Origin of the sequence: Kribbella sp. NPDC051936 (assembly GCF_040680955.1) — a bacterium.
Taxonomy (GTDB): Bacteria; Actinomycetota; Actinomycetes; order Propionibacteriales; family Kribbellaceae; genus Kribbella.
In genome coordinates, this window is record NZ_JBFAXS010000005.1 from 478,698 (window position 1) to 498,992 (window position 20,295).

20 protein-coding genes and 1 tRNA gene are annotated in these 20,295 nt (G+C 68.7%); 8 read left to right on the top strand and 13 right to left on the bottom strand.

Annotated elements, in window-relative coordinates; genetic code table 11:
* Positions 1-3 precede the first annotated feature (3 nt).
* The 4 genes from AB0L64_RS19980 to AB0L64_RS19995 all read right to left on the bottom strand — a co-directional run bounded on the left by AB0L64_RS19980 (position 4) and on the right by AB0L64_RS19995 (position 2,817).
* Positions 4-492: a SigE family RNA polymerase sigma factor gene (locus tag AB0L64_RS19980; protein ID WP_363711998.1), complete on the bottom strand. Its 489-nt coding sequence runs from the start codon at positions 490-492 to the stop codon at positions 4-6.
* A 592-nt stretch (positions 493-1,084) separates the two neighbouring features.
* Positions 1,085-1,157 (bottom strand) — tRNA-His (locus tag AB0L64_RS19985).
* A gap of 79 nt (positions 1,158-1,236) precedes the next feature.
* Positions 1,237-1,860, bottom strand: a complete 624-nt coding sequence (orn, locus tag AB0L64_RS19990) for an oligoribonuclease (protein ID WP_359939156.1) — start codon at positions 1,858-1,860, stop codon at positions 1,237-1,239.
* A 51-nt stretch (positions 1,861-1,911) separates the two neighbouring features.
* A complete protein-coding gene (locus tag AB0L64_RS19995; RefSeq protein ID WP_363712001.1) occupies positions 1,912-2,817 on the bottom strand; it encodes a class I SAM-dependent methyltransferase in 906 nt (301 codons plus the stop codon).
* Positions 2,818-2,894: 77 nt separating this feature from the next.
* Here AB0L64_RS19995 and AB0L64_RS20000 point away from each other — a divergent pair, with 77 nt between their 5' ends.
* A complete protein-coding gene (locus tag AB0L64_RS20000; RefSeq protein WP_363712003.1) occupies positions 2,895-3,374 on the top strand; it encodes a GNAT family N-acetyltransferase in 480 nt (159 codons plus the stop codon).
* Between the two features lie 24 nt (positions 3,375-3,398).
* On the opposite strand, the gene AB0L64_RS20005 is transcribed toward AB0L64_RS20000, so the two are convergent.
* The 3 genes from AB0L64_RS20005 to AB0L64_RS20015 all read right to left on the bottom strand — a co-directional run bounded on the left by AB0L64_RS20005 (position 3,399) and on the right by AB0L64_RS20015 (position 5,058).
* Entirely contained in the window at positions 3,399-3,602 is a 204-nt protein-coding gene (locus AB0L64_RS20005) for a cold-shock protein (protein ID WP_130381366.1), read from the bottom strand.
* A 94-nt stretch (positions 3,603-3,696) separates the two neighbouring features.
* Positions 3,697-4,491 carry a hypothetical protein gene (locus AB0L64_RS20010; RefSeq protein ID WP_363712005.1) on the bottom strand — a complete coding sequence of 265 codons (795 nt, stop codon included), beginning with the start codon at positions 4,489-4,491 and terminating at the stop codon, positions 3,697-3,699.
* Positions 4,492-4,503: 12 nt separating this feature from the next.
* A complete protein-coding gene (locus tag AB0L64_RS20015; RefSeq protein WP_363712007.1) occupies positions 4,504-5,058 on the bottom strand; it encodes a dihydrofolate reductase family protein in 555 nt (184 codons plus the stop codon).
* Positions 5,059-5,248: 190 nt separating this feature from the next.
* Here AB0L64_RS20015 and AB0L64_RS20020 point away from each other — a divergent pair, with 190 nt between their 5' ends.
* Complete coding sequence (locus AB0L64_RS20020; protein ID WP_363712009.1) at positions 5,249-6,220, top strand: 2-dehydropantoate 2-reductase; 972 nt, start codon at positions 5,249-5,251, stop codon at positions 6,218-6,220.
* 52 nt (positions 6,221-6,272) lie between these two features.
* Here AB0L64_RS20020 and AB0L64_RS20025 read toward each other — a convergent pair whose 3' ends face one another.
* From AB0L64_RS20025 to AB0L64_RS20035, 3 genes are read right to left on the bottom strand one after another with little or no spacing between them, the layout of a single operon-like run.
* On the bottom strand, positions 6,273-7,625 hold the full coding sequence (locus tag AB0L64_RS20025) for a sugar ABC transporter substrate-binding protein (RefSeq protein ID WP_363712011.1): 1,353 nt from the start codon (positions 7,623-7,625) through the stop codon (positions 6,273-6,275).
* Positions 7,626-7,636: 11 nt separating this feature from the next.
* Complete coding sequence (locus tag AB0L64_RS20030) at positions 7,637-8,500, bottom strand: carbohydrate ABC transporter permease (protein WP_363712013.1); 864 nt, start codon at positions 8,498-8,500, stop codon at positions 7,637-7,639.
* Positions 8,497-9,426 carry a sugar ABC transporter permease gene (locus tag AB0L64_RS20035; protein ID WP_363712015.1) on the bottom strand — a complete coding sequence of 310 codons (930 nt, stop codon included), beginning with the start codon at positions 9,424-9,426 and terminating at the stop codon, positions 8,497-8,499. Before AB0L64_RS20035 ends, AB0L64_RS20030 begins: the two co-directional genes overlap by 4 nt.
* Positions 9,427-9,562: 136 nt before the next feature.
* On the opposite strand from AB0L64_RS20035, the gene AB0L64_RS20040 reads away from it, so the two are divergent.
* Entirely contained in the window at positions 9,563-10,609 is a 1,047-nt protein-coding gene (locus AB0L64_RS20040) for a LacI family DNA-binding transcriptional regulator (protein WP_363712017.1), read from the top strand.
* 80 nt (positions 10,610-10,689) lie between these two features.
* Here the strand turns inward: AB0L64_RS20040 and sucD are convergent, their stop codons facing one another.
* Both sucD and sucC read right to left on the bottom strand, forming a co-directional pair.
* A complete protein-coding gene (sucD, locus tag AB0L64_RS20045) occupies positions 10,690-11,589 on the bottom strand; it encodes a succinate--CoA ligase subunit alpha (RefSeq protein WP_363712019.1) in 900 nt (299 codons plus the stop codon).
* A 1-nt stretch (position 11,590) separates the two neighbouring features.
* Complete coding sequence (gene sucC / locus AB0L64_RS20050) at positions 11,591-12,748, bottom strand: ADP-forming succinate--CoA ligase subunit beta (RefSeq protein ID WP_363712022.1); 1,158 nt, start codon at positions 12,746-12,748, stop codon at positions 11,591-11,593.
* A gap of 134 nt (positions 12,749-12,882) precedes the next feature.
* Between sucC and AB0L64_RS20055 the strand changes: the two genes are divergently transcribed.
* Both AB0L64_RS20055 and AB0L64_RS20060 read left to right on the top strand, forming a co-directional pair.
* Positions 12,883-14,217 (top strand): OFA family MFS transporter, encoded by a 1,335-nt coding sequence (locus AB0L64_RS20055; RefSeq protein WP_363712024.1) that lies wholly within the window; start codon positions 12,883-12,885, stop codon positions 14,215-14,217.
* Between the two features lie 32 nt (positions 14,218-14,249).
* Positions 14,250-14,777: a hypothetical protein gene (locus tag AB0L64_RS20060; RefSeq protein WP_363712028.1), complete on the top strand. Its 528-nt coding sequence runs from the start codon at positions 14,250-14,252 to the stop codon at positions 14,775-14,777.
* On the opposite strand, the gene AB0L64_RS20065 is transcribed toward AB0L64_RS20060, so the two are convergent.
* Entirely contained in the window at positions 14,729-14,986 is a 258-nt protein-coding gene (locus AB0L64_RS20065; protein ID WP_363712031.1) for a hypothetical protein, read from the bottom strand. The two genes, AB0L64_RS20060 and AB0L64_RS20065, sit on opposite strands and share 49 nt — an antisense overlap.
* A 122-nt stretch (positions 14,987-15,108) precedes the next feature.
* Between AB0L64_RS20065 and AB0L64_RS20070 the strand changes: the two genes are divergently transcribed.
* From AB0L64_RS20070 to AB0L64_RS20080, 3 genes are read left to right on the top strand one after another with little or no spacing between them, the layout of a single operon-like run.
* Positions 15,109-16,818: a thiamine pyrophosphate-binding protein gene (locus AB0L64_RS20070; RefSeq protein WP_363712033.1), complete on the top strand. Its 1,710-nt coding sequence runs from the start codon at positions 15,109-15,111 to the stop codon at positions 16,816-16,818.
* 12 nt (positions 16,819-16,830) lie between these two features.
* Entirely contained in the window at positions 16,831-18,069 is a 1,239-nt protein-coding gene (gene frc, locus AB0L64_RS20075; protein ID WP_363712035.1) for a formyl-CoA transferase, read from the top strand.
* A 25-nt stretch (positions 18,070-18,094) separates the two neighbouring features.
* A complete protein-coding gene (locus AB0L64_RS20080; protein WP_363712037.1) occupies positions 18,095-20,287 on the top strand; it encodes an acetate--CoA ligase family protein in 2,193 nt (730 codons plus the stop codon).
* Positions 20,288-20,295 lie beyond the last annotated feature (8 nt).

Here is a 20,295-nt window from a genome sequence, read left to right on the forward strand (position 1 = left end):
CTTTCAGAGCGCGATCAGCTGGTCGGCGCCTTCGCCGAGGACGGCGCGGAGGCGGTCCAGGGCGCGGGCGGTGCGAGTGGTGATCGCACTGGTCTTCTTGCCGAGATCGAGCGCCACTTGTTCGACGCTGCGATCTTCGAAGAACCGCAGCACCAACACGGCCCGATCCAGCGGCGCCAGCTCGGCCAGGGCGCTCTGCAGGGCCATCCGCAGCTCCGGATCCCCGGCTCGCTCCGCAATCTCCGGCACGTCGGCGGTCGGCCGCTCCGACCAGCTCTTACGCCGCCGCTGCGAGATGTACGTCCGCACCATCGCGGTCCGCGCGTAAGCCCCTGGGCTGTCGATCCGCTGCCAGACTTTCAGCAGGTTCGCCAGCGTTTCCTGCACGAGATCCTCGGCGTGATGCCGATCGCCTGCCAGCAGCCAAGCAGTCCGATAAAGCCGCGGTATCTGTGCCCGCGCAAACTCCTCGAAGTCCCCGGTCGTACCCATCCACACCTCCTGTAGATGCCTCTGCCCCACAAGACGCACCCACGGCCGGCCTGGGTCACACCCAGTTCAGAAAACCTTCGAGAGAACCCAAACGGCAAACGCCAAGAACCCCACCACAAACGTCACCACAACCACGACGCCGTACCCCAACCAGGCACTCCCACTCAACTTCACCAGCGAATCCTCCCACGCCCACCAGCCAACCCACCCCCACCCAGCACCCAAGCCAACCGCCAACCCAACCCCAACCCCAGCAGCGACCGCGAAACCCAACCCAGGCCCCGGCTGCGACCGCAAACCCAACCCCGGCCCCCGGCGGCGACCGCAAAACCCAACCCCGGCCCCGGCGGCGACCGCGAAACCCAACCCCAACCGCGGCGGCGACCGCGAAACCCAACCCCAACCGCGGCGGCGACCGCGAAACCCAACCCCAACCGCGGCGGCGACCGCAAAACCCAACCCAGGAGCCGAGCGAAGCGAAGGCGCAGGGGGTGCGGGTGGCGGAGCCCCCGCCTGCGGCAAGCGAAGCGCAGCCGCACAAAATGACGAAGCCGACCAAGCCTGCGCTCTCCGCAGGCATGGCCGGCCATCGGGTGAGTGACGGGACTCGAACCCGCGACCACCTGGACCACAACCAGGTGCTCTACCAGCTGAGCTACACCCACCATTGCCGTCCGAACCGCGACGGCTGAGCAATCATAGCGATGAACTGTCAGGACCAGAAATCGAGGGCGGATCCGCAGGTCAGGCGCCTGTTGGACTGTCCTCGGGGGCGCCGTCGACGATGAGGCTGGCGGCGGCACGGGCGGTGGTGGAGTCGGGGCCGGGCTGTGGCACGAAGACGGTTTCCCGGTAGTACCGCAGCTCGTCGATGCTTTCGGTGATGTCGGCGAGCGCCCGGTGGTTGCCGGTCTTGGCGGGCGTCGCGTAGTAGACCCGCGGGTACCAGCGCCGGACGAGTTCCTTGATCGAGCTGACGTCGACGTTGCGGTAGTGCAGGTGGGATTCGACGCGCGGCATGTCGCGGACGAGGAAGGTGCGGTCGGTGCCGACGGAGTTGCCGGCGAGGGCGGCTTTGCGGGGTTCCTTGACGTACGACGTGATGTAGTCGAGGACCTGCTGTTCGGCGTCGGCGAGCGGGATGCCGTTGGCGAGTTCTTCGAGCAGCCCTGACCCGGTGTGCATGTCGCGGACGAAGTCGCCCATCTGGTCGAGGGCAGCCGGTGGGGGCGCGATCACCACGTCGATCCCGTCACCGAGCACGTTCAGTTCGTAGTCGGTGACGAGCACCGCGACCTCGATCAGGGCGTCGTTCGCCAGGTCGAGGCCGGTCATCTCGCAGTCGATCCACACCAGCCGGTCGTTCATGGGCACCCACCTTACGGTGGCGCGCCGACAGCGCGGTGACGGCGTGCCTTGTCAGCGCGGCGCGTGCCCCAGGTGGACGCTGCGGACGGACAGTACGGCGAGGTCGGAGCGCCGCCCGAGGTACTGCGGCCTGTCGGGGTCGAGCAGCTGCTGCCACACCTCGACATCGTCGGGCGTCAGCCACTCCTCATCACTCACAACATGCCCATGACCGTGCCCATGCCCATGACCATGACCATGACCGCTGTCGCCGCCGGTCAGCCGCTCGATCCGTGTCCGGAACGCCTGTACGACGCCTTCCAGCCGCTCCGGCGGCAGCGGTGCCGGCGTCTCGGTCAGCACGCTCCGCGTGGTGGCTCCGGTCAGCCCGGCGCGGGTCAGCGCCTCCGTCCAACCGTACGGCATCGGCACCGATCCCGGCAGCGAGTCGCGCATCACCTTGAACCACCGGTCCTGCGCCAGGTCGAGCCGCAGCTCCAGTCCGGGTTCGCCGACCCCCAGGTCCCACGGCAGGTACCGCGCCGGCAGACCGCCTTCGGCGAGCGCCAACCGCCCGCCGGGCGCAAGCAGCGAGGCCAGCGCGTCGACAGCGGCCTGCTGGTCGGCGGCGTGGTGCACCGAGGCCGATGCCCAGATCAGATCGGCTGGGGCGGCGATTGCCCGGCGCAACGGTTCCACGCCGTCGTCCATGGAGGCGAGCTCGCACCGCACCAGGCCGGCGGTGTGCTCGCGTGCCTGCTCGAGGACTTCGGGATCCGCGTCGATCGCCACCACTGTCGCACCGGGCAGTGCCTCGGCGAGCGCCTTGGCCATCCCGCCGCCTCCGCAGCCGACGTCCGCCAGGACGTTGTCGCCGTCGCGCACGAGGCTGCGAGCCACTGCCGCGTTCCAGTCCGTCTCGCCCTCGGCCGACGCGCGCAGCCGTCCGGCCTCTCCCGCCCAATCGATCTCGATCATGCCGACAGTCTCGCGCCGCTCAGGGACGTTGTCGGTCTCAGGTTGCTGTTTCGGCAAAGGGCGTTACCGTTGCGCGGGTGATTGCCACGGACCGCCTGACCTTGCGGCCGCTGCGGGTCGAGTACGCCGAACCGATGGTGGAGGTGCTGTCGGACCCCGCGCTCTACACCTTCACCGGCGGGGAGCCCCCGTCCGTGGCGGAGCTGGAGGCACGCTACCGCCGCCAACTGGCCGGTCCGGGACGTCCGGACGAGCAGTGGCTCAACTGGGTGATCGAGTACGACGACGCGCTGGTCGGCTACGTCCAGGCGACGGTGACCGACGGTACGGCGGAGATCGCCTGGGTGATCGGCACTGCCTGGCAGGGCCGGGGTCTCGCGAAGGAGGCCGCCCAGGGACTGGTCACCTGGTTACGGGCTCACGGAATCGGCCGGATCGTCGCGCACGTCCATCCGGACCACGGTGCATCGGCCGCGATCGCGGCCGCGACAGGTCTCGAGCGCACCGACGTGCTGGAGGACGGCGAGTACCTGTGGAGCACGGCAGACCCGGCCTGAACCGGGTCTGCCGCCAAGCTCAGATCAGACCGGGCGAACGTTCTCCGCCTGCAGGCCCTTCGGGCCCTGGGCGATCTCGAACTCGACCCGCTGGTTCTCGTCCAGGGAGCGGAAGCCCTGGGTCTGGATCGCCGAGTAGTGCACGAACACGTCGGCGCCGCCGTCCTCCTGGGAGATGAAGCCGAAGCCCTTCTCGCCGTTGAACCACTTCACTGTTCCCAAAGCCATTTTTTTCTCCTGATACGACAAAACGCCCAGCGGATCACAAATCCGCGGGCGCTTCGACACGAACGTGGAACTGCAACTGCAACAATCAGAAACCCTAGCACGCTGGATGAGCCGTCAGCCACCCCTGTTCTCGCCGTACGTCGTACTCGTCGGGCGTGCCCTCCCACGTAGCAGCACAGCCGGACGTCCCGCACTCGCAGGCGAACGGGTACGGCGGCAGCTCGGCCAGGCCGATGTCCGCCTGCCAAAGCCGCCCCTGCCGGCACGCTGCGAGGTTCTCATACCGTCGCTGCCGACTCAGCTCTGCGCCCGGCGCAAGACGCGGTGGGGCCCCCAGTGCGTCCTCGACCGCTTCGGTGATACCTGCCCAGTCCGGTTGCGCGGACACCTCGATGAGTACCCGCCCGCGTTCGAGCGCCTCTCGCCGTACCAGGTCAGCCAGTACGGTGTCCCGCGCCAGCAGGCTCTCCAGACGGGCGCGCCCGGCCGGATCGTCTGCCCGGGCCAGCCGCTCCTCCCGCGCCCTACGGGTCTGCTCGGCGTCCGGCAGCAACCACACCGCCGCCGGAACCGAGTCAGCCATCGACGGGAAGAGCTGCGGTCCCTCGACCACCGCGGGTACGTCGCCCAGGTCGCGCTCGCGGACGTCCGCGACAACGAGGTCCAGCCGCAGCCGCGCAACGCCCACGAAGGCCTCGGCGGCAGAGTCCGGTCCCTTGGCCAGTTCCTCCGTCAGGGGCCGGAGTGGCGGCAGCCGGTCGAGGTGCGCATACGTCCACAGGTCCACCGGGTGCAGAGGCAGATCGGCGCGCCGCGCGAGACGCCGCGCGATCGTCGACTTCCCCGCGCCCGGAGCCCCACCGATCCACACCATCGCCGGCCAGGTCATCGGGACATCTTGCTAGGCCCGGAGGTACGTCGCCAGTGACGCCGCGCCGGTCTGCGCCACCGAGGTGAGCTGGAAGTGGACGGGTGCGTCCGACGGGCCGAAGAGCTGTGAGCCGGTGCCGACGATCGACGGGAAGGTCATCAGCCGGTACTCGTCGACCAGGTCCGCGGCCTGCAGCTCCCGGATCACGCTGAGGCTGCCGGTGACGGCGATGGTGCGCGACTCCGACCGCACGTAGTCGGCCAGAGAGCCCTTCATCAGCGTGGAGTTGGGGAAGGCGGACAGGTCGGTCAGCGAGTGCGACGCGACCACCTTCGCCATCTTGTTCATCTGGGTGGAGAACTCGTCGGTACGGTTCGGCCAGAGCCGGCTGAAGAGCTCCCAGGTGGTCCGGCCGAGCAGCAGCACGCCGGTGTCCATCAGGTCGCCGAGGCGGAACTTGTCGCCGCCGACCGTCTCGGGACCGTGCCGGAACGCCCAGCCGCCGGCCGGGGTGCCGCCGGAGCCGTCGGGGTCGGTGACAATGCCGTCGAGGCTGACGAACGCGGTGACGATGACGTGGCCCATGGTTCCTGCTCCTTGCGTCGAGTGGATTGACGCAGGTACTTACCGCCGGCGATGCGCCGATTCATCGGTCCCGTCGAACTTTTCGGGCGAGCGCTTGCCGGGGGAATGTGATCTTGACCGCATTCAACCTCTAGCCTACTGTATCCCGTATACCAAGCCCTATCCGGCCTCTCGGAAGGCAGGGACCCCTATGAGAGTTGCTGTTCTCGGCGCCGGTGCGATCGGTGCATACGTCGGCGCGGCGTTGCACCGAGGTGGGACAGAGGTCCACCTGGTCGCTCGCGGCGCGCACCTGGCCGCGATCCGGTCGAACGGTGTGACGGTGCGCAGTCCCCGCGGTGACTTCACCGCCCGCACACCCGCCACGGACGATCCGGCCGCGATCGGCCCGGTCGACTACGTCTTTCTCGGGCTCAAGGCGAACTCGTACGCGAGCGCCGGCCCCCTACTCGAGCCGCTGCTGCACGACCGCACGGTCGTCGTCGCGGCGCAGAACGGCATCCCCTGGTGGTACTTCCACGGGCTGAAGGGCCCGTACGAAGGCCGCCGGATCGAATCGGTCGACCCCGGCGGCGCCGTCACCGAGGTGCTGGACCTCGACCGCGCGATCGGCTGTGTCGTGTACTGCTCCACCGAGCTCGACGGCCCGGGCGTCGTCCGGCACCTGGAAGGCACCCGCTTCTCGATCGGCGAACCCGGCGGTGGGCAGTCGGAACGCTGCACCCAGTTCAGTACGGCGATGATCGCCGGCGGACTGAAGTGCCCCGTCGAGGACGACATTCGCAAGGACATCTGGATCAAGCTGCTCGGGAACGCGGCGTTCAACCCGATCAGCGCTCTGGCCCGGGCGACGATGGTGGAGATCGCCACGCACCAGGGCACCCGGCAGATGGTCCGGATGATGATGGAGGAGTCGCTGGAGATCGCCGCCGCGCTCGGCTGTCATCCGGAAATCTCCGTGGACAAGCGCCTCGACGGCGCCGAACGCGTCGGGGAGCACAAGACGTCGATGCTGCAGGACCTGGAGAAGGACAAGCCGCTCGAGCTCGACGTCATCCTGGCCGCGGTCGTCGAGCTGGCTGACCTCACCGGCGTCAAGGCTCCGACGCTACGCGCGGTCCACGCCGTCGCCGATCTCCTGGCGAGCAAGGTCGGCGTGTAAAGACCAGGTGGGTCCGACCGCAGCGACGTCGGACCCACCTGTTCCATCAACGTCAGCCGTTGACCTGGAAGCCCTGCTCGTTGCCGTACTTCACCAGCGCTTCCTGCCACGCCGTGAGACCGGCGTTCAGGTCGGACTTGGACTGGTACGCCTTGCCGACGGTGTCGCCGTAGATGCTGTTCGCGTACAGCTCGTACGGCAGGTAGCTCCAGCCCTTCACGACCTGGCCGGCCGCGCTGGTGAGCACCTGGTTGATCTTCTGGCCACCGAAGTACGCGCTCGCCTTGTCCACGAACGCCGGGTCCTTCAGGTCGGCCGTGGTCGCCGGGAAGCCGCCGCTGGCCAGGAACGGCTTCACCCCCTCGTCGTGGTTCAGCCAGCGCACGAACGCCGCCGCGAGGGCCGGGTTCTTGCTCTGCTTGATCACGGACTCGGTGCTGCCGCCGTTCTCCGCGGTGGCCGGCTGGCCGTCGTACGTCGGCATCGGCGCGACTGCCCACTTGCCGGCGCCGGCCTTGACCGAGGACTCCATCACGCCGGGCATCCACGCACCGGTCGGCAGCGTGGCGATCGTGCCGTCGCCGAGCGCCTTGAACCACTCGTCGGTCCAGCCGGGGATGTTCGACACCAGTCCGCCCTGGACGAGCTGGTTCCACATCCCGGTCCACTTCTTGGACCCGTCGTCCTGCAGGTTGATCGTGACGTTCTTGCCGTCGGTCTTGAACGGCTGCCCGCCGGCCTGCCAGATCATGCTCGTGGTGAAGCCGGCGTCACCGGAGTCGTTGGTGATGTAGGACTTCGGGTTCGCGGCGTGCAGCTTCTTCGCGGCCGCGACGTACTCGTCCCAGGTCTTCGGCACGGCGATGCCGTACTTGTCGAAGACCTCCTTGTTGTAGAACAGCGCCATCGGCCCGGAGTCCTGCGGCAGGCCGAACAGACCACTGCCGGCGTGAACTGCGCCCCAGGTCGAGGCCGTGTACGCCGACTCGTACTGCGAGAACCCGTACTGGTTCAGGTCGACGAGCGAGCCGGGCAGCGCGAACTGGGGGAGCGCCTGGTACTCGATCTGGGCCACGTCCGGGGCACCGGAGCCGGCCTTGATCGCGTTCTGCAGCTTCGTGTAGTGGTCGTTGCCGGTACCGGCGTTGACGTAGTTGACCTTCACGTTCGGGTACTGCTTCATGAACGCGGTGACCTGGGCCTGCGCCGACGGCGTCCAGCTCCAGTAGGTGATCTCGCCGCCCGCCTTGAGTGCGGCGTCGACGGCGTCGGCCGAGCCGGTCGTCGTACCTCCGCTCGCGCTGTCGTTGGACGACCCGCCGCCGCACGCGGCCACGACCGCGAGGGCCGTGAGGGCGGTTCCGGCAACCACCAGCTGCCGGACCCGGCGCCACTGTGACTTCATCTGTGTCCCTTTCACTTGACGCTCCCTGCGCTGAGGCCCGACTGCCAGAAGCGCTGGAGAAGGAGGAAGGCGACCACCAGCGGAACGATCGTCAGCAACGATCCGGTGACCACCAGGTTGTAGATGGGGCGGGCGCCCACGCCGGTCGCCTGGTTGCTCCACTGGGTGAGCCCGACCGTGAGTGGGTAGAGGTTGGGTTTGCTGAGCATGATCAGCGGCAGGAAATAGTTGTTCCAGGTCGAGACCATCGCGAACAGCAGCGTGGTGACGATGCCCGGGGCCAGCAGCCGCAGCGCGACGGTGAAGAACACCCGGACCTCGCCGGCGCCGTCGATCCGGGCCGCCTCGAGCAGTTCGCCCGGTACGGCGTCGGTCGCGTACACCCACATCAGGTACAGCCCGAAGGGGCTCACCAGCGACGGGATGATGATCGCCCAGACCGTGTTCGTCAGTCCGAGGTTGGAGAACATCAGGAACGTCGGTACGGCGAGTGCGGTCCCCGGCACCGCGACCGCGCCGAGCAGCACCGCGAACACCGCGCGGCGGCCGGTGAACTTGTACTTCGCCAGTCCGTAGCCGGCTGCGGTCGCGAGCAGCGTCGCGCCGCCCGCGCCGACCACGACGTACAGCACCGTGTTGCCCAGCCAGCGCAGGAAGATGCCGTCGTTGTAGGTGAGCGTGTCCTTGATGTTGGTGAAGAACGCGAAGCTCTTCCCGAACCACAGGCCGGGCGTCGAGAGCAGGTCGTCCTGGGTCTTGGTTGTGCTGAGCAACAACCAGACCAGCGGGACGATCGTGTAGAGCAGGTACAGAACCATCACGCCGGTCAGCAGCTTGGAGCGCTTCGGGCGCAGGGGAGAAGTCAGGGCACTCACAGCGCCTCCCGGGATCCGCGGAGCTGGACGACGTACGCGATGACCGCGGTGATGACGCCCATCACGATCGCGATCGTGGCCGAGTAGTTGAACTGCTGGCCGGCGAAGGACAGGTTGTAGGCGTACATGTTGGGCGTGTAGTACGTCGTGATCACGTTCGGCGCCAGCGTCCGCAGGATGTTCGGCTCGTTGAACAGCTGGAAGCTGCCGATGATCGAGAAGATCGTCGCGATCACGATCGCGCCGCGGAGCGCGGGCAGCTTCACCGCGAGAATCGTCCGGAACGTCCCGGCGCCGTCGATCGCGGCCGCCTCGTACAACTCACTCGGCACCGTGCGCAGCGCCGAGTAGAAGATCAGCATGTTGTAGCCGACGAACTCCCAGGTCACGATGTTGGCGATCGACGGCAGCATCCAGCTGCTGCTCAGCGGCTGGATCGCGGTCGTGCCGAGCAGGTCGTTGAGGTTCGCCGCCAGGCCGAAGTTGTCGCCGTAGATGTAGCCCCACATCAGTACGGCGACCACGCCCGGTACGGCGTACGGCAGGAAGATCACGATCCGGAAGAAACCGGCCGCGTGCAGCCGCGCGCTGTCGATCGCGAGCGCCGCGAGCAGCGCCAGCACGAGCATCACCGGCACCTGGACGACCAGGAAGACCGCCACCCGGGCGAACGCCTCCCAGAACTTCGGGTCCTGCAGCGCCTGGGTGTAGTTGTCCAGCCCGACGAACACGGTGCCGCCGAAGAACGCCTGGTTGCGATACAGGCTCAGGTAGATCGCGTACCCGATCGGGGCCAGGAAGGTGAGCGCGAAAACCGCCAGGAACGGCCCGACGAACAGCCACCCCTTGCCGTCCTTGAACACCCTCCGCCGCCTGCCGGTCGCGCCGGCCCGTGCCACGTGCTGATGGGCCACGGACTCCGCCATGTCCGGGGACCTCCTCTCGCTTTCCGCGCCCGGAGGTGGGCGCGACGCGCGATGTTGACGTCAACATCGACGGCGCGACGGTAACGTGTTTACGTCAACATGTCTACACTCCGACGCAAAGACCGAGGAGGTGCGGATGCCAGCGGAGGATTCAGCGGGCCGCCGGCGGCGCGGCCCGTCGATGGCGGACGTGGCGCGGCTGGCGGGGGTTTCGGGGCAGACCGTGTCGCGGGTCGCGAACGACCGGAACAACGTCGACGCGGTCACCCGGGACCGGGTGCAGGCCGCGATGCGCCAGCTCGGGTACCGCCCGAACAGCGCCGCCCGCGCCCTGCGCAACGGCGAGTACCGCAGCATCGGCGTGATCGTCTTCGAGCTGCACAGCTTCGGTACGACGCGGACGCTCGACGCGATCGCCACCGCCGCCACGATCAGCGGGTACGCGATCAACCTGGTCCCGGTGCTGGACGTCACGCAGAGTGCGGTCACGAACGCGTTCAGCCGGCTCGGTGAGCAGGCGGTGGACGGCGTCATCATCCTGATCGAGGCGCACACGCTGGACGAGGCCGGCGTACGGCTCCCGCACGGTCTCCCGGTCGTCGTGGTCGACTCGAGCGCGCACTACGACTACCCGATCGTCGACACCGACCAGCGGCAGGGCGCACGGCTGGCGACCGAGCACCTGCTCGGGCTGGGGCATGCCACGGTGTGGCATCTCGGCGGCCCGCCGACCTCGTTCGCCGCTGACCGGCGCCGGCGGTCGTGGGAGGCGACGCTGCTGGATCACGGCCGGGAGGTGCCGCCGGTATTCGACGGGGACTGGACGGCGGGATCGGGCTACGAGGCGGGTCGGCAGCTGGCCGCCAACGCCGAGGTGACCGCGGTGTTCGTCGCGAACGACCAGATGGCGCTCGGCCTGCTCCGCGCACTCCACGAACACGGCCGGGACGTGCCCGGCGACGTGAGCGTGGTCGGTTTCGACGACATGGAGGAGTCGGCGCACTTCTGGCCGCCGCTGACCACGATCCGCCAGAACTTCGTCGACGTCGGCCGGCTGAGCGTCGACGCGCTGATCCGCGAGATCCACGCCGGCGAACACCACCACGAGCCGGTCGCCGTCGCCGCCAAACTCGTCCACCGCAGCAGCACCGCACCCCCGCCCACCGCTGCACCCGCTGGCTAGGTCTCGCATTTGGCTGGTCAACCAGGCAAGTTCGGGGTTTGTCACCCTGGATACGGGTGACAAACCCCGCATTCTGCTGGTCAACCAGCCAAATGGCGGGCGGCCGGGGTGAGGGTGGTGCGGAGGAGGTGGGCGGTTTCGGTGGGGGTTTTGCCGACGCGTACGCCGGCCGCTTCCAGGGCCTGCTGTTTGGCGGCGGCGGTGCCGGAGGAGCCGGACACGATCGCACCCGCGTGGCCCATCGTCTTGCCCTCGGGCGCGGTGAAGCCGGCGACGTACCCGACGACCGGCTTGGTCACGTTCTTCTTGATGAACGCGGCCGCCCGCTCCTCGGCGTCACCGCCGATCTCGCCGATCATCACGATCGCGTCGGTGTCCGGGTCGTCCTGGAACGCCTGCAGCGCGTCGATGTGCGTGGTCCCGATGATCGGGTCGCCGCCGATCCCGATCGCGGTCGAGAACCCGAAGTCCCGCAGCTCGTACATCATCTGGTAGGTCAGCGTGCCCGACTTGGAGACCAGGCCGATCCTCCCGGGACCCGCGATGTCCGCCGGGATGATGCCCGCGTTGGCGCGGCCGGGACTGATGATGCCCGGGCAGTTCGGGCCGATGATCCGCGTCCCGTTGGTCCGCGCGGCGGCGAAGAACGCGGCCGTGTCGTGCACCGGCACGCCCTCGGTGATCACCACGACGAGCGGGATCCCGGCGTCGACCGCTTCGAGCACCGCGCCTTTGGTGAAGCGCGGCGGGACGAACACCACCGACACGTCCGCGTCCGCCGCCTTCACCGCGTCCGCACACGACCCGTAGACCGGGATCGACTGCCGCGCGAAGTCCACCGACCGGCCGCCCTTGCCGGGGGTCACGCCGCCGACCACCGTGGTGCCGGCGGCAAGCATCCGGCTGGTGTGTTTCTGTCCCTCGGACCCGGTCATGCCCTGCACGACGACCCGGCTCTTCTCGGTCAGGAAGATCGCCATGTCAGTTTCCCTTCTCTGCGGCGAGCTCGGCGGCCCGGGCGGCGGCGCCGTCCATCGTGTCGACCACGGTGACGAGCGGATGAGCGGCCTTGGCGAGGATCGCGCGACCCTCCTCGACGTTGTTGCCGTCCAGCCGGACGACGAGCGGCTTGTCAGCCCGGTCGCCGAGCACGGCGAGCGCCTGCACGATGCCGTTCGAGACCGCGTCGCAGGCGGTGATCCCGCCGAAGACGTTCACGAAGACGCTGCGCACCTGGGGGTCGGACAGAATGATCCCGAGCCCGTTCGCCATCACCTCGGCCGACGCGCCGCCGCCGATGTCCAGGAAGTTGGCCGGCTGCACGCCGTACGCCGACCCCGCGTACGCGACGACGTCGAGCGTGGACATCACCAGGCCCGCGCCGTTGCCGATGATGCCGACCGAGCCGTCCAGCTTCACATAGTTCAGGCCCTTGGCGTGCGCCTCGGCCTCGAGCGGGTCGGCGGCCGTCTTGTCGTCGAAGCCCACATGGTCCGCGTGCCGGTACGCCGCGTTGTCGTCCAGCGTGACCTTGCCGTCGAGCGCCTCCAGCGATCCGTCGCCGAGCTTCACCAGCGGATTCACCTCGACCAGTGAGGCGTCCTCGGCGACGAACACGTCCCACAGCCGCTGTACGACGGCCGACGCCTCGGCAGGGAATCCGGCCGCCGTGACGATCTCCGCGGCCTTCGCGTCGTCGACTCCGACGGCCGGGTCGATCGGCACCTTCGCGATCGCGTCCGGGTTGGTGTGCGCGACCTCCTCGATCTCCACACCGCCTTCGGTGCTGGCGATGCAGAGGTACTCGCGGTTCGCGCGGTCGACCAGGAACGAGAAGTAGTACTCCTCGGCGATCTCCGCGGCCGGCGCGAGCAGCACCCGGCGCACGGTGTGGCCCTTGATGTCCATCCCGAGGATCTCGCCCGCCCGGGCCGTCGCCTCGTCCGGTCCGGCGGCCAGCTTCACTCCGCCGGCCTTGCCGCGCCCGCCGGTCTTCACCTGAGCCTTCACCACCACGCGCCCACCGAGCTCGCGGGCCGCGGCCGCCGCGTCGGCGGGGTCCTCGATCACCCGTCCGAGCGTCACCGGGACGCCGTGCCGGGCGAACAGTTCCTTGGCTTGGTACTCCATGAGGTCCACGTCGCCTCCCTGAAAGTGTGGTGACGACTGTATGCGGTATGCAATCTACTCACAAGACCCGCTCAGGTCTGGACAGGCCGCGACCGGAGGAGTACCACAGACTTCATACGGTATGCAGTAGTCAGGAGGGCACGATGGATCACGTTGATGTCCGTGACGTCTATGGCCGGCGGTACCGGATCGGCGAGGATGCCCGGGAACTGACCGGCCGCGCGCGCCGCTGGCAACTCTGGGCAGCCTGGGCCTGCATGGTCGCGATCAGTCCGCTGCAGTACTCGTTCGGCGCGGCGGCGCTCGGTCTGTCGTCGGATCGCGGGTGGGGCCCTGCTCGCACGTTGTGGCTGCTCGCCGTCTTCGTCGCCTGCCAGGCGCTGGTCGCGGTCCCGGCGGCCTGGGCCCATCGGGTACGACGGGCCACGCCGACGCAGCTCGTCATCGCGGGCGGGGCGCTCTCGGCGATCGGACTCGTCACGCTCGCGCACGTCGACGCGTACGTCGCGGTCGTGGCCGGCTACTCACTCCTCGGCGGCACCGGCGCGGGCCTCGTGTACGCCGCCTGCATCACCACATCGGCCCGCTGGTTCCCGGACCGGCGGACGGCGACGATCGGATTCGTCACCGGCGGCTTCGCGGTCGGCGCGGTGCCGAGCATCTTCTTGCTCACCTGGCTGGACGAGTCGTTCGTGTTCGACTTGACTGCGCTGGTGGCGGTGCTGATCGTGCTGGTCGCCGGCGGTCTGTTGAAGGATCCGCCGCGGTACTGGTGGCCCGCGCACATCGATGCTCAGGCGTGGGCGATCGACCGGAAGCTCAACCGCAGCATTCCCCACAATGCGCCCGCGGTCCGGCACTACCGTCCCGCGGAGGCGATGAAGACCGGTGCGTTGCCGCTGATGTGGTTGCTGCTGGCAATCAGCGCGGCGTTGTCGCTGCTCGGGATCGCGTTCGTGGCCGGCTACGCCGTCGACACCGGACTGGGGACGGCGACGGCAGCCTGCGCCGCCGGATTGCTTGCCGCCGTCAACGGTCTCGGGCGGTCGTCGGCGGGCCACCTCTCCGACCGCTTCGGCCGCCGCCGCGTACTGGCCGCCGTACTGATGGTCGAGGGGTTCGCGCACATGGGACTCGTGACCGCCGGAACCGGATGGGTGTTCGTGGTGTGTGCCATGTTCGCCGGCCTCGGCGGCGGTGCGTTCTACGCGATCATGGCCAACCTGGTGCTCGAGTTCTTCGGTGAGAACAGCCTGGTGCAGAACCAGGCCATCCTGTACTCCGCGAAGGCGGTCGGCGGGCTGGTCGGTATCGGTGTCGCCGCCTCGGTGATCGCCGCCGTTGGATACCGGCCGGTGTTCCTGACCGCGGGGCTGCTCGGCGTACTGACCGCGCTCAGCGTGCGGCTGCTCAAACAGCCCGGCCGGCCCGCGCTGCCCGTCCGCCCGCAGCTCGGTACGCCGGTGGCAGGCGAGTGAACGGCTACGGGAAGGTTCAGCGAGATCCCTGTGTGATGGAGCTGGTGTCCCGTTTGGCGCGAGAGCCCTGGACGGATCGTCCTGGATGCGTGCACCCGGTACTGAGTGCCGTGGCGCGGGTCGCCCACGACCACAGCACGTCGACCGGTCGACGCGAGTTACTGCCGCTGGCTCCGCGGTTCATCGACACCAACCGGGCGGGCTTCGAGTCGTCCGCCCGGTTGGTCGCGCTCTGCGTATCGACAGCGCTGACGACCGGCGAGCTCCTGCGTGACGAGCGCCGCCGCTTGACCGAGGCGCACCAGACAGCCCTGCACCTGCTCGGTTCCGAGGACAGCCCCGGGGGAGCGGCGCGATGGTGGCTACCGGTGCTTTCGCCCCTGAAGTGGAGCGAGCCCTTCTATCGCTCCTTCGTCGCCACAGAACAGGCAGCCGAGGCGGTGACGATCACCGCCCGCGCGGCCAATCCCGACGTACGGCTGCGAAGCCTGCTGAAGCTGTGCCTCGCAAGTCAGCCCAAACCTTCGTGCTCCGCGTCGGCCCAGAAATCGTGGTCGTAGTCGTCGTCCGGGATCACCACGAGCTCGTGCCGGCGGGGCGCACGGACCTGCTGCTCGAGGCGGCGGAGGTCTGCCGTGCAGCGCTCCAGGTCGTCGAGCAACCGCAGGACGTCGAGGTGTGGACCGAGGCGATTCCTCAACGCCACAAGGGATTTCTCCAGCGCGAGCAGCGCGGCGCGGGTCCGGTCGAGTTCGTCGGAAATCGTCATCACAGCCTCCTGGGTGCGAACTCTGGACAACCACCGCGGCGTGGGATAAGACTACGACTACACCATACGGTATGCAATCTACATCCAAGCCGCTAACCGGCCTTTCCGAGGAGTGACTGCAGATGGCGCAGACAGTGTCGGAGACCCACCCCGTCGCGGAAGTCAAGGAGCCGGAGACCATCTCCGGGGGGCACCTCGTCGCGAAGGCCTTGAAGGCCGAGGGCATCGACGTGATCTTCACGCTCTGTGGCGGTCACATCATCGACATCTACGACGGCTGCGTCGACGAGGGCATCGCAGTGGTCGACGTACGGCACGAGCAGGTCGCGGCGCACGCGGCCGACGGGTACGCGCGGGTCACCGGCAAGCCCGGCTGCGCGGTCGTCACCGCCGGCCCCGGCACGACCGACGCGGTCACCGGTGTCGCGAACGCGTTCCGCGCCGAGAGCCCGATGCTGCTGATCGGCGGCCAGGGCGCCCTGAACCAGCACAAGATGGGGTCCCTGCAGGACCTGCCGCACGTCGACATGATGACGCCGATCACCAAGTTCGCCGCTACCGTGCCGCACACCGCGCGGGCCGCGGACATGGTTTCGATGGCGTTCCGCGAGTGCTACAACGGCGCGCCCGGTCCGTCGTTCCTGGAGATTCCGCGCGACATCCTGGACAACTCGGTGCCGGTCGAGTCCGCGACCGTCCCCGAGGCCGGCCACTACCGCGCGTCGACGAAGAGCATCGGCGACCCGGCGAGCATCGAGGCGCTGGCCGACCTGCTGGTGCGGGCCGAGAAGCCCGTCGTCCTGCTCGGCAGCCAGGTCTGGACGTCGCGCGGCAGCGAGGCGGCGGTCGACTTCGTCCGTACGCTCGACATCCCGGCGTTCATGAACGGCTCGGCTCGCGGCACCCTGCCGCCCGGCGACCCGCACCACTTCCACCTGTCCCGGCGGTACGGCTTCAACAACGCCGACCTGATCCTGATCGTCGGTACGCCGTTCGACTTCCGGATGGGGTACGGGCGCCGGCTCCCGAAGAGCGCCACCGTCGTACAGATCGATCTCGACTACCGCACCGTCGGCAAGAACCGCGATATCGACCTCGGCCTGGTCGGCGACCCGGGAGCGATCCTGGCGGCCGTCACGCAGGCGGCGTCGGGCCGGATCCAGAAGACGGACCGCAAGGCCTGGTTCGCGGAGCTGCGCGCCGAGGAGGACTCGGCGTACCAGAAGCGGCTGCCGCGGCAGCTGTCCGACGCGAACCCGATCCACCCGCTGCGGCTCGCGCACGAGATCAACGAGTTCCTCACCGAGGACTCGATCTACATCGGCGACGGCGGTGACATCGTCACGTTCTCCGGCGGCGTCGTGCAGCCGAAGTCGCCCGGCCACTGGATGGACCCGGGCCCGCTCGGCACGCTCGGCGTCGGCATCCCGTTCGTGCTCGCGGCCAAATACGCGCGGCCGGACAAGGAAGTGGTCGCGCTGTTCGGCGACGGCGCGTTCTCGCTGACCGGCTGGGACTTCGAGACGCTCGTCCGCTACCAGCTCCCGTTCGTCGGTGTGGTCGGCAACAACTCCTCGATGAACCAGATCCGGTACGGCCAGGAGGCCAAGTACGGCAAGGACCGCGGCCGGGTCGGCAACACCCTCGGCGACGTGAAGTACGACGAGTTCGCGCGGATGCTCGGCGGGTACGGCGAGGAGGTTCGCGACCCCGCGGACATCGGGCCGGCGCTGCTGCGGGCCCGCGAGTCCGGGCTGCCGTCGCTGATCAACGTCTGGGTCGACCCGGACGCGTACGCCCCCGGAACCATGAACCAGACCATGTACAAGTAAAGGGGACCCAGCATGACAGCGTCCACTCAGAGGGCCCTCGAAGGTGTCCGTGTTCTCGACATGACCCACGTGCAGTCCGGACCGTCCTGCACCCAGATCCTCGCCTGGCTCGGCGCCGACGTGATCAAGCTCGAGGCACCGACCGGCGACATCACCCGCCAGCAGCTGCGCGACCTGCCGGACGTCGACAGCCTCTACTTCACGATGCTGAACTGCAACAAGCGCAGCATCACGCTGAACATGAAGTCCGACCGGGGCAAGGAGATCTTCACCGACCTGGTGAAGAACTCCGACGTCCTCGTCGAGAACTTCGCGCCCGGCGCCATCGACCGGATGGGGTTCACCTGGGAACGCCTCCAGGAGATCAACCCCGGCCTGGTGTTCGCGTCGATCAAGGGCTTCGGCCCGGGCCGGTACGAGAACTTCAAGGCGTACGAGGTGGTCGCCCAGGCGATGGGCGGCGCGATGAGTACGACGGGGTTCGAGGACGGACCGCCGACCGCGACCGGTGCGCAGATCGGCGACTCCGGCACCGGCATCCACCTGGTGGCCGGCATCCTGGCCGCGCTGTTCCAGCGGACCAGCACCGGCAAGGGCCAGCGGGTCACCGTGGCCATGCAGGAAGCCGTCCTGAACCTGACCCGCGTGAAGCTGCGCGACCAGCAACGGCTGACACACGGCCCGCTGCGCGAGTACCCGAACGACAACTTCGGTACCGAGGTCCCGCGGTCCGGCAACGCGTCGGGCGGCGGCCAGCCCGGCTGGGCGCTGAGGTGCGCGCCGGGCGGCCCGAACGACTACATCTACGTGATCGTCCAGCCGCCGGGATGGGCCCCGATCGCCGAGCTGATCGGCAAGCCGGAGCTGGCCGAGGACCCGGACTGGGCGACGCCGGTCGCGCGGCTGGACAAGCTCGACAAGATGTTCGCGCTGATCGAGCAGTGGACCGAGCAGCACACCAAGTTCGAGGTGATGGACAAGCTCAACGCGCTGAACGTGCCGTGCGGGCCGATCATGTCCACGGCCGAGCTGATCGCGGACGAGACGCTGGCCGACCTCGGCGCGGTGGTCGAGGTCGAGCACCCGCAGCGCGGCACCTTCAAGACCGTCGGCTGCCCGATCAAGCTGTCCGACTCGCCGGTCGAGGTGCAGACCTCGCCGGGCCTCGGCGAACACAACTCCGTCATCTACGGCTCGCTCGGGATCTCCCCGGCCGAGCTCGACGACCTCAAGACCGCCGGCGTGATCTGACTCTCGCGAAATGGAGTGCATTCGCATGACTTATGACAAGGCAGCAGTCCGGACCATCCTCGACCAGGCTCTGGCGGACGGCCGCACCTCGCTGAGCGCGCCGGAGGCCAAGCTGGTGGCCGATGCGTACGGCATCCCGACACCGGGCGAGGGGCTGGCCACGACTGCCGAGGGGGCCGCCGGCCTCGCGGCCGAGATCGGGTTCCCGGTCGTGCTGAAGATCGTCTCGCCGGACATCCTGCACAAGACCGACGCCGGCGGCGTGGTGGTCGGCGTCGACAGCGAGGACGCGGCGCGGGACGCCTTCGACAAGATCCTCGCCAACGCGCGGGCGTACCAGGCCGACGCCGAGATCACCGGCGTACAGGTCCAGAAGATGCTGGTCACCGGCGGTGACGTGCAGGAGGTCATCGTCGGCGCGGTCACCGACCCGACGTTCGGCAAGGTGGTCGCGTTCGGGCTGGGTGGCGTCCTCGTCGAGGTGCTGAAGGACGTCACCTTCCGGCTGGCTCCGCTCGGTGGCGACGAGGCGCGGGCGATGATCGACGGGATCGGGGCCCACGAGATGCTCGACGGCGTCCGCGGCGCCCGGCCCGTCGACAAGGACGCCCTCGCCGACCTGGTCCGGAGACTGTCGGACCTGGTCACCGACTTCCCGCAGTTCGCGGAGGTCGACCTGAACCCGGTGCTCGCCGCGCCGGACGGCGCCACCGCGGTCGACTTCCGGATCATCGTGGACGCCGAGGCCGGGAAACCGGTCGAGCGGTACACCCAGGCGGAGATCCTGACCGCGATGACCCGGATCATGAAGCCGCGCGCGGTGGCCGTGATCGGCGCGTCCAACGAGGACGGCAAGATCGGCAACTCGGTGATGAAGAACCTCGTCAACGGCGGGTACGCCGGGGACATCTACCCGATCAACCCCAAGGGCGGCGAGGTCCTCGGGCTGAAGGCGTTCGCCGGCATCGTGGACGTACCGGGTGACGTCGACGTCGCGGTGTTCGCCGTACCGGCCAAGTTCGTCGGCGGCGCGCTCGAGCAGTGCGGCCAGAAGGGCGTCGCGGGCGCGATCCTGATCCCGTCCGGGTTCGCCGAGACCGGCGAGCAGGAGCTCCAGGACGAGGTGGTCGCGATCGCCCGCAAGCACAATGTCCGCATCCTGGGACCGAACATCTACGGCTACTACTACCTGCCGGAGAGCCTCTGCGCGACGTTCTGCACGCCGTACGACGTGCGCGGTTCCGTGGCCCTGTCGTCGCAGTCTGGTGGTATCGGGATGGCGATCCTGGGCTTCAGCCGCTCGAGCCGGATGGGAGTTTCCGCGATCGTTGGGGTAGGCAACAAGGCCGACATCGACGAGGATGACCTCCTGACGTTCTTCGAGAGCGACGACAACACCAACCTGATCGCCATGCACCTTGAGGACCTGAAGGACGGCCGGGCCTTCGCCGAGACGGCGGCCCGGGTGTCGAAGCAGAAGCCGGTCGTCGTACTGAAGGCCGGCCGTACTTCCCTGGGCGCGCGGGCGGCCAGCTCGCACACCGGCGCCCTGGCCGGCGACGACAAGGTGTACGACGACATCCTTCGGCAGAGCGGCGTGGTCCGGGCGCCGGGGCTGAACGAGATGCTGCAGTACGCCCGCGGCATCCCGCTGCTGCCGACGCCGAAGGGCGAGAACGTCGTCATCATCACCGGCGCGGGCGGGTCCGGCGTACTGCTGTCGGACGCCTGCGTGGACGCCGGGCTGACGCTGATGGACATCCCGCCGGACCTCGACGAGGCGTTCCGCGCGTACATCCCGCCGTTCGGCGCGGCCGGGAACCCGGTCGACATCACCGGCGGCGAACCGCCGTCGACGTACCGGAACACGATCGCGCTGGGGCTGTCCGACGAGCGGATCCACGCGCTGATCCTGGGGTACTGGCACACGATCGTGACACCGCCGATGGTGTTCGCGGAGCTGGTCGCCGACGTCGTCGGGGAATTCCGGGCCAAGGGCATCGACAAGCCCGTGGTCGCCTCGCTGTCCGGCGACGTCCAGGTCGAGGAAGCCAGCCAGTACCTGTTCGACCACGGTGTGGTCGCGTACCCGTACACCACCGAGACCCCGGTCCAGGTCCTCGGTGCCAAGTACCGCTGGGCCCGCAACGCCGGGCCCGCAACGCCGGGCCGCTCGGCATCAGCTGATTGGAGGAAGCAGTCCGCGGGGGTGTGGTAGTCCGCTAG